Here is a 12,879-nt window from a genome sequence, read left to right as displayed (position 1 = left end):
TCACCTGATACGCGACCGGAGCGCAACATGCGGCAATCCGCCAGCGTCGAAAAAACAAAAGGGCGGCGCCACAGCCCGCCCTTTTTAACATGGCGCGGGACTTATTTTCCCTTGGTCATTTCCTTGTGCCACAGCGCATGGTTTTGCTTGGCCCAGGCTTCGCTCACCGTGCCACGGGTCATGGCACGGACTGTGCCCTTGACCCAGATGGCCGCATACACATGCATGATGACACCCAAAATCAGCGCCACGGCGCTGGCCGCGTGCAGCAGCACGGCCACGCGGCGCAAGATGATCGGGAAGCTGCCTGCAAACCAGGGCTGCCAGAACATAACGCCGGTCGTGAGCAGCACCAGCAGGCACACCGACATGAGCCAGAACACGCCCTTCTGGCCGGCGTTGTATTTGCCAACCGGCGGCATCTTGCTCTTGTCGCCGCTGAGCATGTCGATGCTGTGCCGTTGCCATTCGACGTCAGCGACATTCAAGACGTTCTCACGCCACAGCTTGAAGAACAGCCCCAGAAAGGACAAGAACATCGCCACGCCCAGGAAGGGGTGAAGAATGCGCGCCCAGACACCGCCACCCACCAGATTGCTCAAAAAGAACAAGCTGGGGTGAAAGAAGGCCAGCCCCGACAACCCCGCCAGAATGAACAGGAGGGCAATCACCCAATGGTTGATGCGGTCACTGTCTGAGTAGCGCTGGATGAATCCGCGTTGAGGTGTTGAGGTTTTCATCATCAGCTCCTTTCGTCCTCAGTCGCGTCGTCCTTGACCTCAATCGGACCCACCTTGATGTAGTGGAAGAAGCCGGCCAGCACCGCTCCGGCCATGGCAGCCACGGCGAGTGGCTTGGCCAAGCCCTTCCACAAAGACACCAGCGGGCTGATGCGGGGATTGGCGGGCAAGCCCGAATACAGCTCAGGCTTGTCGCCGTGCTGCAGCACATACATCACATGGGTGCCGCCCACGCCCTCGGGGTTGTAGACGGCAGCCTGTTTGTAGCCCCGCTCATTCAAATCAGCCACCCGCTCGGCGCCGTAGTCCAGCATGTCTTCCTTGGCGCCGAAATGGATGGCGCCGGTGGGGCAGCTTTTGACGCAGGCCGGCTCCAGGCCCACGCCGACACGGTCGGAGCACAACGAGCATTTGTAGGCCTTGTTGTCGGCCTTGGAGATGCGCGGCACATCGAAGGGGCAACCGGTGACACAGTTACCGCAGCCCACGCAATGCTCGGAGATGAAGTCGACGATACCGTTGGCGTACTTGATGATGGCACCGGGCGCCGGGCAGCTTTTCAGGCAACCCGGGTCCTCGCAGTGCATACAGCCGTCTTTGCGGATCAACCACTCCAGCTTGTTGGCCTCAACCTCCACCTCAGCGTAACGCATCACCGTCCAGGATTGGGCTGAGAGGTCGCGGGGGTTGTCGTAGGTGCCGTGGTTCTCACCCACCTCGTCGCGCAGATCGTTCCACTGCATGCAGGCCACCTGACAGGCTTTGCAGCCGATGCAGGAGGACACGTCAATGAGCTTGGCGACCTCGATGGTCTTGCGCGCTTGCGGGCTCGGCGTGGTGGTGGCTGAGCGCTTGGCGATGTCCAGGGATTGAAGTGACGACATATCAGACCTCCCGCCGGGCCGTCCCAAGGGAGGGCTGCGCCTCCTCGGGGGGCAGTGAACGAATGTGAACGTGGGGGCTCATAGCCGTTACCTCATGCCTTCTCAATGTTGACGGTGAAGCTCTTGAACTCCGGCGTCTGGGTGTTGGCGTCGCCCACAAAGGGGGTCAGCGTGTTCACCAGATAGCCGGGCTTGGCCGCACCGACAAACCCCCAGTGATTGGGCAGGCCGACGGTGTGCACCTTCTGCCCCGCCACGTCCAGCACCGGAATGCGCTTGGTCACCACCGCCACGGCCTTGATGAAGCCGCGATTGCTGCTGACCTTGACCCAACCGCCGTTAGCGATGCCCTTCTCCTTGGCGAGCTCTTCGCTGATTTCAACGAATTGCTGCGGCTGGATGATGGCGTTGCTTTCGCAGTTCTTGGTCCAGTAGTGGAAATGCTCGGTCAGCCGGTAGCTGGTCGCCACATAAGGGAAGTCTTTGGGCTTGCCGAAAGCCTCCATATCGCCCTTGAACACACGTGCCGCGGGATTGGCCCGCGCCTTGTCGTTCTTGGGGTGCATGGGGTTGTTGGGCAGGGGCGACTCGAAGGGCTCGTAGTGCTCCGGCAAGGGACCGTCGACCAAGCCGGTGGGCGCGAACAAACGGGCCACCCCTTCGGCGGTCATGATGAAGGGGTTGACGCGATCCGGGTCGTTTGGGTTGGCATCGGGTCGGATGTCAGGGATGTCGGAGCCCGTCCAACGCTCACCGTTCCAACCGATCAGGCGCCGCTTGGGATTCCAGGGCTTGCCCGTCGAATCGCAGGACGCGGCGTTGTAGAGCACCCGCCGGTTGGCCGGCCACGCCCAGGCCCAGTTGAGGGTCTGGCCGATGCCGTAGGGGTCGCTGTTATCGCGCCGGGCCATTTGATTGCCCGCCTGTGTCCAGCTGCCCGCAAAGATCCAGCAGCCGCTGGCGGTGGAGCCGTCATCGCGCAGCAGAGCAAAGCCCGGCAGCAACTCGCCAGCCTTGGCCAGGAGCTTGTTGGGGTCCTTGGGGTCTTGCAAATCGGCCAGTGCACGGCCATTGGCTTCCTTGGCCAATTCTTCGGCTGAGGGCGCGTTGGGAATCAAATAGGGCCAGGTCAGGTTGAGCATGGCGTCCGGGAAGGCGCCGCCCTCTTTCTGGTACGCGGCCTTCATGCGGGTGAAGAGCTCGGCGATGATTTCCGGGTCGCCCTTGGCTTCGCCGGGAGGCTCGGCGCCCTGCCAGTGCCACTGCAGCCAACGGCCGGAGTTGGTGATGGAGCCCTCCTCCTCGGCAAAGCAGGTGCTGGGGAAACGGAACACCGTGGTCTGGATCTCTTCGCTCTTGACGTCGTTGTGCTCGCCGAAGTTTTTCCAGAACTCAGCCGTCTCGGTGTTGAGCGGATCAATGATGACCAGATACTTGAGCTTGGACAGCCCGGCGATGATCTTCTTCTTATTCGGGAAGGAACCCACCGGGTTGAAGCCCTGGCAGATGTAACCGTTGAGCTTGCCCTGCCCCATCATCTCGAAGGCCTGCAGCACGTCGTAGGCCTTATCCCATTTGGGCAGGTAGTGATAGGCCCACTCGTTCTCAGCGGTGGCGGCCTTGCCCCACCAGGACTTCTGCAGGCTGACGAAGAACTTGGGGTAGTTCTGCCAGAAGCTCATCTGGCCAGGGCGCAAGGGCTTGGTGGCGCGCGGTTTGTAGTAAGTCTCCAGATCCTGCTCAGTCTCGCGCGGCAGGGTCATATAACCCGGCAACGAGGTCGAGAGCAGACCCAGGTCGGTGAGGCCCTGGATGTTGGAGTGACCGCGCAGCGCATTCATGCCGCCGCCCGCCAGGCCGATATTGCCCAGCAACAGCTGCATGATGGCCCCGGTGCGAATCATCTGAGCGCCGTAGCTGTGCTGGGTCCAGCCCAAGGCGTACATGACGGTCATGACCTTGCCCGGCTTGGCCGTCTCGCTGATCATCTCGCAGCACTTGAGGAACTTGTCCTTGGGGGTGCCGGTGATGTTGCTGACCACCTCAGGTGTGTAGCGCTCGTAGTGGCGCTTCATCACGTTGAGCACGCAGCGCGGATGCTGCAGGGTCTCATCGACCTTGGCAAAGCCTTTGTCGTCGAGCTCATACGCCCAGCTGGCCGGGTCGTACTTGCGCTTGGCTTCGTCGTAGCCCGAGAACAGGCCATCTTCGAAGCCAAAGCCTTCATTGATGATGAAGCTGGCGTTGGTGTACTTGCTGACGTACTCGTGCTGGATCTTGTCGTTAGACAACAGGTAGTGAATGACCCCACCCAAAAAGGCAATGTCAGACCCCGAGCGGATCGGTGCGTAGTAATCGCTCATGGCAGCCGAACGCGTGAAACGCGGGTCGATCACCAGCAGCTTGGCCTTGTTCTTGTGCTTGGCCTCAATCACCCATTTGAAGCCGCAGGGGTGGGCCTCGGCGGCATTGCCGCCCATGATCAAAACGAGATCGGCGTTCTTGATGTCCACCCAATGGTTGGTCATCGCACCGCGCCCAAACGTCGGGGCCAGACTGGCCACCGTCGGGGCGTGTCAAACGCGCGCCTGGTTGTCGAAGACCAGCATCCCCATCGAGCGCATCGCCTTGTGGGTGATGTAGCCCGCTTCGTTGGAGGACGCTGAAGCACACAGCATGCCGGTGGTGAGCCAGCGGTTGACGGTCTTGCCGTCCGCGTTTTGAGCGACAAAGTTGGCGTCGCGGTCGGCCTTCATCAGCCGGACCAGACGATCCATCGCTTCATCCCAGCTGACACGCTTCCATTCAGTGGCGCCAGGCTCGCGAATCTCGGGCCACTTCAGGCGGTTCTTGCTGTGCACAAAGTCCAGCAGACCGGCGCCCTTGGGGCACAGCGTGCCGCGGTTGACAGGGTGATCGGGGTCGCCCTCGATGTGCATGATCTCGCTGACGACGTTCTTGGCCTTGTCGCCCAAGCTGTACATCAGGATGCCGCAACCGACGGAGCAATAGGGACAGGTGCTGCGGGTTTCGGTAGCGCGGGCGAGCTTGAAGTTTCTCGCCTCGGCCAAGGCCTGCGTGGGCGAAAAGCCCAAGGCCACCAAGCTGGAGCCCAACAGCCCCGCCCCACTCACCCGGAAGAAATGCCTCCGGTTCATATCCATGGTATGTGCCTCCTGTGGGTATCAACCCAAGATTCCCAGTCGTCCAGGCGCCTTCGCGAACGCCCTGAAACTTCGAAAAAAACGCTTACCGCGATCTTGGCAGTGGGACATATTCCACCGACCAACGTCATCAGTATTGCCACTCATATCAGGCAACTATGGGCCCTGGCACAAAAGGCCCCCCCTGCTGTCCTGAGTATGCAATACCGCACCAGCGCATCATCGCTCCGGCGGGTTAACTTTTAATCTTCGAATCTGAAACTTACATGGAGATTGCAAAGGATGCAAGGAGGCACGGCGTCAAGGCGCCAAGGAGCCGCCCACCGATTTCAGCTGTTCTTTGAAATCGAAATGGTCGGAAACTTGGCGGAATAGTCCTTGGCCTGCGATGCGATCTTGACGGCCACCTTGCGGGCCAGGGCCTTGTAGAGGGCCGCGATGTCACCCTCGGGCTCCGCCGCCACAGTGGGTTGGCCAGCGTCGGCCTGCGCACGGATGGACATGGCCAAAGGCAGGCCGGCGAGATAGTCGAGCTGATATTGCGCCGCCATCTTGCGGCCGCCATCCGCGCCGAAGATGTGTTCGGCATGGCCGCAGTTCGCACAGACATGTACAGCCATGTTTTCCACGATGCCGAGAATGGGCACGCCGACCTTCTCGAACATTTTCAAGCCCTTCTTCGCATCAATCAGCGCAATGTCTTGCGGGGTCGTCACGATCACCGCGCCAGTGACCGGCACACGCTGTGACAGGGTCAGCTGAATGTCCCCCGTACCCGGCGGCATGTCGACCACCAGGTAGTCGAGGTCATGCCAGCGCGTCTGCCGCAACAACTGCTCCAGCGCCTGCGTGGCCATCGGGCCGCGCCAGATCATGGCCTGATCTTGTTCAACGAGAAAGCCGATGGACATCACCTGCAGGCCATGCGCTTGCAGCGGCTCCATGGTCTGCCCATCCTGGCTCTCCGGTTTACCGCTAACACCCAACATCAGCGGCAGGCTGGGGCCGTAGATGTCAGCATCCAAAATACCCACCCGGGCGCCTTCAGCCGCCAACGCCAGCGCCAGATTGGCGGCGGTCGTGCTTTTGCCTACCCCACCCTTGCCGGACGCCACGGCGATGATGTTCTTCACCCCGGGCAGCAGTTGCACGCCGCGCTGCACGGCATGCGCCGTGATCTTGCTTTGCAGATGCACGCTGACATTGCCCACACCCGGCACCGTGCGCGCTGCAGCCACCAACTGGCGCCGCAGCTCAGGCATTTGGCTCAGCGCGGGATAGCCCAATTCGACCTCAAAGGACACATCGGCGCCGTCGATGCGCAACTGTTTCAATTGCCGGGTGCTGACAAAGTCTTGGGCGGTCTGGGGGTCGACAACTGTCTGCAAGGCCTGCAGGAGGACGGTTTCTTCAAGAATGGACATGAGCGAAAACGATAGTGAGCCAATTCAGGCCAAGCGGCCCGAACAGCGTGGGAGGACTTTGCAGCACGGATGCAAAGTCTAGCCCACGCCCTGGAAGCCCTGCCCGATGGAGGGCCAAGAAGGCGTTGTAGCTTTGCGCCCTTCGCCTTCGCTGTCGCTGTCGTCGTCGTGTCTAGTTTGGCCGAAGAACAACCCGCCGGACTTCAACGCGGGCAAGCCGCCGGGTTGTGTGCCGGCAAGATCGCCCACATCACATCCAACTCTGGGCCGCTGTTGGCAAACCGGGTCCAATGCATCTTCACATCACCCGTGAATTGCGCCTGCGCCACCAACTGCTGCAAGGACGGCGACAGGGGCACATTCATGTCACGCCGGTCAACCACGATCAGGGCGCCACAGTCTTCCAGCATATGGGGCTTGATCCACGGTGACTTCTGCGCGTCGGCGTCGATGTACACCAAAGGCTGGTATTTGGAACGCACTGAAACATTGCCGGCCAGCCAGGTTTCACCCACCACAACACGCATGGGCGTCGCGCCATGCGCGTCCCAGACCTCGTCCAATTGATGGGCCAATTTCGCGGCCGGAAAATTCGACCGCGCGGCCCGCCCCGCCACATCAGCCAACCAGCCACTGCCCAAGGCCATGCCGATGGCCAGCAACAACTCCATGGCAATGCCCGCCCACAACACGCTGCGTACAAACTGCGGCGTCGCGGCCGGCGGCTTCATCGGCAAGCTCACCAGAGCCAAGATACCGCCCATCACAAAATAGGTGGCGGCCCAGGCTGCGCCGAGTCGAACGCCCACAACACCCAGCACAGTCGTGAGCAGCATGGGACCGAGGCCCATGAACAAAACGAACCGCCATTCAGGGCTGGCCGACAACTGATCCCGTCCGTCAGCCTGTAGGGCGCCAGATACCCCGGCACCGCCCTGCGCCAGCAAATCGCGCTTGTTCGCCCGGAGCAAGAGCCAGTTGACCAGACCCAGGCCCAGCAGCATGGGCAGCACCCGGGCGAACTGAATCAGCCAAAATTTCCCCAAGCGCCCCCAGTGGCCAATCGAGTCCGGGTCGTTCTGCCCTTGAATGGCCTTGCTGGCGTAGTTCAAACCGGGTGAGCCGTCATGCAACAGCCAGCTGATATGGGGCGACACCAAAATGGCGCAGATTGCCACCGCCAGCGTCACCCCGCCCCAGGCGCGCCAGGAACGCATGCGCTTGTCCTGCAGCATCCACACGCCCAGAATGGCCAGCCAAATCAAGGCACTGTATTTTGACAACAAGCAAAGCGCCGCCGCGCAGCCCACCAAGGCCCACCGCCACATCTGCCCTTCACGCACCGCCAGCAAAGACAGCCAGAGCAGCAAACCCACCGGCATCAATTGCAAGGTGTTGTGATTGGCCATGATGCCGTGGACACCGTGATAGATGAGCAAGCTGCTCAATACCACCGAGGCAAACGCACGCGCTGGCGAAGTGACCAGCAACGCAATTCGCCAGACAAATAGTTGCATCAACACCACACTCATTTGTGCGGAGAAGAAGGTCACCCACATCGAACGACCGAGCAACTCGGTCCAGCCATGCACCCACCAAGTCGGGAATGGCGGGTGTTTGTAGTAGCCCCACTCCAGAGACTGCATCCACACCAATTGTTCAATATTGTCCCAGGGCGGTGCGCGGTGACTCAATGTGGCGAGCAGGGTCCACAAGAACAGGTGAAACCCCAGATACGCATAGGTCAGCCACGCCATATGCTTGGCGTCGGAGCAATCGATACGCCACAACTTGGGCGTCGATGGCAGCAAATTTTGAGCGCCCAGCGCGTACGAAGCCGCACCGGGCTCGGCCACGGTGAGCCCTTCTGTCCTGTCCATTGAAACCCCTTAGCAGGCGAACTCTCGCCAGCAAACTGCACCAAACCCGCATTGCAAACACCTGCAGAGCGTCTACCGGCTCCCACAATTGTCGCAGACGCCCCCCAAAAGAGCGACGCGAAACGGCTTTACAAACCAGCAATCATAAATTCACAAGTGCTTACATGTCACCCGTGAATGAGGGCTGGCAGCGCTGTCACACGACAAATGACCGGCGCAACACACCCGCAACTCCCCCAACACCCGTTGGGGGCGCTTAAGAAAGCGTTGACGATCTCAATGGACTACTGAGGCTGCCGGAAGGCCATCACGGCCTGATTGCGTAAGGTGCGCAGCAGCGAGAGTTCTTTCTCACCCAAATCCAGTTCACCGGCATGATCTCTGTCGGCATAAATCAAGGCAAAGGTCTTGCCTTTCAGGGCCAGGGGTAATAACAAGAAGCTGCGAGCACTGACCGCGCCGCTGTACCAAGCGGGCAGTCGCTGGGCGATTTTCTCAGCCGAGGCGTCGGCAATCAAGGTGTCGGCCGCACGCTGGCAGACCGCCTCAAACAAATTGGCGCGCGTGGAAGGCGCCAGGGCAATCTTGAAGAAAGGCACCACGGTTTCGACGTCTTGCCCCAATCCGAAGCGCCCCGTCAGGCAGTCTTGCTTGGGATCACGCAGGCAAAACACCACGCGCCGAAAACCCAAGGCCCGAAAGATGGACTCCAGAATCATGCGCAGCACTTCATTGAGCTTGAAGTTCTCCACCATGGCGTTGCTCACGTCTTGAATGCCGGCAGCCAAAATCTCGACCGCATGCTCCCGACTTTGCTGCTGCTGGCTCTGGCCGGAAGGCGGCTCAATCACCTGAGTGGCCTGCAACTGGAGGGCTGACAAAGAATCGTCAGCCGAAGGTGTAAGCGGGGCCAACAAGCGCAGGGCCGGTGAATTTTTGGGCAATGACAAATCCATTGCCGCCGTCATTTGAGCCAGGCGTTGGCGTGCTTGATCCGCCGCATGGTCAAACACCTCAGCACTGACGCCAAGGCACCGGGCATAACGCTGCGCCATAGCGTGCACTCGCGCATGCGCCTGGGCAGGCTCCGTTCGCAAAATCACGTCGGCCACATCGTTGGCGGCATGCGCCAACCAACGTTGGCGTTCATCCGTATTGGCAAGCTGACGCACCGGCGGCTCGCCCTCTGGGCGCCGCATGCTGAGCTGCAAGCTCTCAGGCAACCCCCATTTGCGCGCAACCCCAATGCCCAGCCGCTCATAGCTCATCCCCAGTACCCGCGTGGAGGCCACCGATTCAGACACCGGCGCTGGCGCGTCCTTGCCCATGAGTATGTCTCGCTCGGGGCGGGTGATGCGACGAATTTGCCGAGCTTCATCCGGAAAATAGAACTCGGTCAGTGCACGCCCGAGGTTATGGAACATGGCACAAAGAAATGCCTCCTCACCCCCCTGTGCATCGAGACACAGCTCGCGTGCGAGCGATGCAGCCATCAAAGAACGAAGAAATTCCTCCCGCAATTGCTGGGCATGGGTCTTGTTCTCCATGCGTTCCAGCAAGATCAGAGACAAAGCCAGATTGCGGATGCCACCAAACCCCACCAAAGCCACGGCCCGTGAAATCGTCGTGATGCCGCCCGCCCCTGCATGGCTGAACCGAACAGTATTGACCAAGCGCAGCAGCTTTTGCGTCAGGGCCACGTCCTTTAATATCTCATTGGACAGGCTGCTGAGGCTCTCGCTCTCCGACATCGTCAGGCGCTGAATTCGCCCGACCGCGTCGGACATCGCCGGGAAGTCGCCTTGATGCTGCATCCGCCGAAGCAAGAACTCCAAGGCCGCGCCTTCAGCCGCGCCGCCCGCGTCTTCAGCCTGGCTGGGGTTCAACCACACTGCCAAAGCGTCATGCATGGCGCGTGCGTCCGGCCAGCGCTGCATGGGGTCACGTGCCAGGCCGCGCTGCAAAATGGCACGCAAGGCGTCATCCACATCAGGGCCAAGGTGGGTCGGAATTTGCAAATCTTCATCAATCACGCGCTGCACCGCCCGCCAGGGGTCAGGGTCGTAGTTGAGGCGCTTGCCACTGAGCATTTCGACCATCATGATGGCGACCGCAAACACGTCCATCTGCGGACTGGGTGCTGCGCCACGCGCCGCTTCCGGCGAGAGGTAGCCCGGCGTGCCCACGATGCGCTCGCTGCGATGCGCCTGCGCTGCGGGGCTCGCATCGCTGACCACACGACCCGCAATGCCAAAGTCCATGACCCGGGCGCGGCCCTTGGCATCGATGAGGATATTGCTGGGTTTCAAGTCCCGATGGACAACGCCGGCCTGGTGTGCCGCGTGAAGTCCATCCAGGACATCCATACATAACTCCACAACTGAGCGGGCAGGCAAATTTTTGTGCGCACGCAGGTGATCGGTCAAGGTGCCCCCCGGCACATACTCAAACACCATATAGGACTGGCCGCCCTGGGTGTCGGCTTCAAAAATCGGCACGATGAAGGGGTGTGTCAAGCGGCTCACGGCACGCGCCTCGTGCAACCATTCACCCACACTGCCCGGGTCGGTGCCGGGGCGAAGTACCTTCAGCGCAACTTCGCGGTCCAAACGGGAGTCGTGTGCCAGCCAAACGGTGGCCTGCGCGCCTTCGCCCAATCGTCGCAACAGGCGAAAGCGCCCCAATTGAGGCAAAACATCAATGCCTCCGGCAACGGACATCGATGGGGGACGAGGTGGCACGTGAGTCAAAGAGGCCCTTATTGACCGCCACTGCGGCCCGAGGATGGAAGAGACGCCAGCCGCCCGCGCAATGCAGACGCCTTGGGCGCGGGAACGCTACCTGCAACCGCAGGCGCTGTATGTGACACATCTGCTTCAGCTTTTTGAGCGTCTTTTTGAGCTGCCGCCATTGGGCCGACAGGCATGGCGTCATCGCCACCTTCGCGGCCAGTCAAATGATCGGGGGGGGCGCTTACCTCGTCCTCCGCTTGAGGGGCGGCGGGATGCACAGCGTTGTAGATTTCACGCAAACCCACACCCAAGGGGCGCGCGTACCGCCGGGTCGCAGCTTCAATGCTGGCCTGACGGCGCGGTTCAGGGTATTGCAAGGCATCAACCAACTCATTGGCCAGGCTGCAGGTGAGCCGCAGCAGGTCAGCATCGCTATCGGTGCTGCGAACGGGGGCCTCCGGCGACTGGCGGCGGATCATGTGGAGCAACTCATCACCCAAGCTCCAATGCCGCGCCACCGCCGCGCCCAGGCTGTCAAGATCGCAACCCAGAACTGCGAAGGCTGCCGCCTGCTCGCTCATGCACGCTGGGTGCGGGTTGTCAGCGGTGGGCTCCGGCGGAAGCATCAGTTGACGGATTTGCTGTGCGTCATCCGGAAAGTGGTATTGCAACAGCAATCGGCCCAGGTTTTGCATCACGGTGATCAGGTAGACCACCTCCGCGTCATAGCCTGCGGGACGCAGGCCCTGCGCGATCTGCCCGGCATGTTGAACACGCTTCATCAAGCTTTTGAGCAACTCCGCCTGCACCGGGCTCAGCGGACCGGGCCAGGGCTTGAGCGCCCGGGCTGCCTGCTGCACCCCCTCCAAACCCAGCATGGCGATGGCCCGCTGCATGTTCAGCACCGTGCCATCACGCGCCGATCCCTGCTGCTGGAGCGAGTTGTTCACGCGCCGCAGCAACTCCAGGCTCAGCGCCATGTCTTGCAACACCAGACCCGACAAGGCACTGGTGTGCTGCCGCTCCATCGCCGAAGACTGCCCCACGCGCAGCAAGGCCGTGCTGGTACTGGGTAAATGGCCAATGCGCTGCAACTTATCCATCAACAAAGCGATCGGCCCGCCTTGGTCCTGCGCCACAGCGGTGCGCCAGCCGTCCAGCGCCCGTAAGAAGCTGCGGGCCATGTGATAGCGCTGGCGCGTCTGCCGATCGGTCGCACGATTGCAAATGGCACGCAAGGGCTCGGGGATGGGGTGCGGCGTTTCCCACCCCATACGAACCAACTCACGGCCCAGGGGCTGCATCTGCTGAACCACGGCTTGCAGGTCGGCCTGCTCCAGCACTTGCCGCCCACTCAGGATGCGGTGCAGCAACAAGCCCACACACAACACGTCCTCTTCAGCCGACTCCCGCACCGCACGACGAGTCACAGCATTGAAATCAAGCGTGGCCGGGAACACCTCTTGCGCCACCTCCAGGCCGAGCACCCGGACCTGGTTGGTGGAACTGATCACCAAGCTGGCGCATTGGATGTCGCGATGCGCGTGTGCGGCCTCATGCGCGAAGGCCAGCCCCTCCAGGAATTGGCACACCCAGTCGGCGGCCTCCACAGGCAAGGGAGCGGTTTGGCGGGCCAGACGCTCATCCAAGGTTTCGCCCAACGCGCGGTCGTAGGCGATAAAGGGCCATTGTTCAACCTGCCCGACTTCAATCACATGGGCAATATTGGGATGCTGGATGCGCGCCACACCATTGGCCATCTTCAACCAGTGCGCCAGTGCCCCTGGGCTGTTGGGCGCTGTACGCGGCAAGCACAGAATCAGCTCCTGACCCAGTCGCGGGTCAAACACCAGCCACAGCATGCTGCGCGCGCTCTTGCTGAGCAAGGCACGCAACTCAAAACGCCCAAAGCGCCGCATGGGCGCAGGCTTGGACGCTGCACCAGTGGGGGACTGCGGATTCTCAGATGCTGACATGGAACTAATGGCTCAGCCAGACGGCATTTGACGTCTTGTTGTTGACCACTCTATTGGACACAAAGCGGTCCTTGCCAAA

The 12,879-nt window shown here is 61.2% G+C and carries 7 protein-coding genes; all 7 read right to left on the bottom strand.

Annotation, left to right across the window (positions count from 1 at the left end; translation table 11 throughout):
• Positions 1-101: 101 nt before the first annotated feature.
• Positions 102-740 (bottom strand): formate dehydrogenase subunit gamma, encoded by a 639-nt coding sequence (locus PRZ01_RS00755; protein WP_273594837.1) that lies wholly within the window; start codon positions 738-740, stop codon positions 102-104.
• 2 nt (positions 741-742) lie between these two features.
• Positions 743-1,624, bottom strand: a complete 882-nt coding sequence (gene fdxH / locus PRZ01_RS00750; RefSeq protein WP_273594836.1) for a formate dehydrogenase subunit beta — start codon at positions 1,622-1,624, stop codon at positions 743-745.
• Positions 1,625-1,716: 92 nt separating this feature from the next.
• Positions 1,717-4,788, bottom strand: coding sequence for a formate dehydrogenase-N subunit alpha (gene fdnG, locus PRZ01_RS00745; protein WP_273594835.1), 3,072 nt, complete (start codon positions 4,786-4,788; stop codon positions 1,717-1,719).
• A 329-nt stretch (positions 4,789-5,117) separates the two neighbouring features.
• Positions 5,118-6,212: an iron-sulfur cluster carrier protein ApbC gene (gene apbC, locus PRZ01_RS00740; RefSeq protein WP_273594834.1), complete on the bottom strand. Its 1,095-nt coding sequence runs from the start codon at positions 6,210-6,212 to the stop codon at positions 5,118-5,120.
• Positions 6,213-6,415: 203 nt separating this feature from the next.
• Entirely contained in the window at positions 6,416-8,092 is a 1,677-nt protein-coding gene (locus PRZ01_RS00735; protein ID WP_273594833.1) for a glycosyltransferase family 39 protein, read from the bottom strand.
• Positions 8,093-8,376: 284 nt separating this feature from the next.
• Positions 8,377-10,812, bottom strand: coding sequence for a serine/threonine protein kinase (locus tag PRZ01_RS00730; protein WP_273594832.1), 2,436 nt, complete (start codon positions 10,810-10,812; stop codon positions 8,377-8,379).
• Positions 10,813-10,850: 38 nt separating this feature from the next.
• The gene (locus tag PRZ01_RS00725; RefSeq protein ID WP_273594831.1) at positions 10,851-12,800 is read right to left on the bottom strand and encodes an HDOD domain-containing protein; all 1,950 of its coding nucleotides are present in this window, start codon (positions 12,798-12,800) and stop codon (positions 10,851-10,853) included.
• Between the last annotated feature and the right edge of the window lie 79 nt (positions 12,801-12,879).

The organism is Roseateles koreensis (genome assembly GCF_028595305.1).
GTDB classification, from domain to species: Bacteria; Pseudomonadota; Gammaproteobacteria; order Burkholderiales; family Burkholderiaceae_C; genus Paucibacter_A; species Paucibacter_A koreensis.
This window is presented reverse-complemented; position numbering and strand designations above follow the sequence as displayed.

Coding starts and splice junctions, on each gene's coding strand:
- fdxH (WP_273594836.1), bottom strand. CDS start 1,624: ATGTCGTCACTTCAATCCCTGGACATCGCCAAGCGCTCAGCCACCACC.
- PRZ01_RS00730 (WP_273594832.1), bottom strand. CDS start 10,812: ATGTCCGTTGCCGGAGGCATTGATGTTTTGCCTCAATTGGGGCGCTTT.
- apbC (WP_273594834.1), bottom strand. CDS start 6,212: ATGTCCATTCTTGAAGAAACCGTCCTCCTGCAGGCCTTGCAGACAGTT.
- PRZ01_RS00735 (WP_273594833.1), bottom strand. CDS start 8,092: ATGGACAGGACAGAAGGGCTCACCGTGGCCGAGCCCGGTGCGGCTTCG.
- PRZ01_RS00725 (WP_273594831.1), bottom strand. CDS start 12,800: ATGTCAGCATCTGAGAATCCGCAGTCCCCCACTGGTGCAGCGTCCAAG.
- PRZ01_RS00755 (WP_273594837.1), bottom strand. CDS start 740: ATGAAAACCTCAACACCTCAACGCGGATTCATCCAGCGCTACTCAGAC.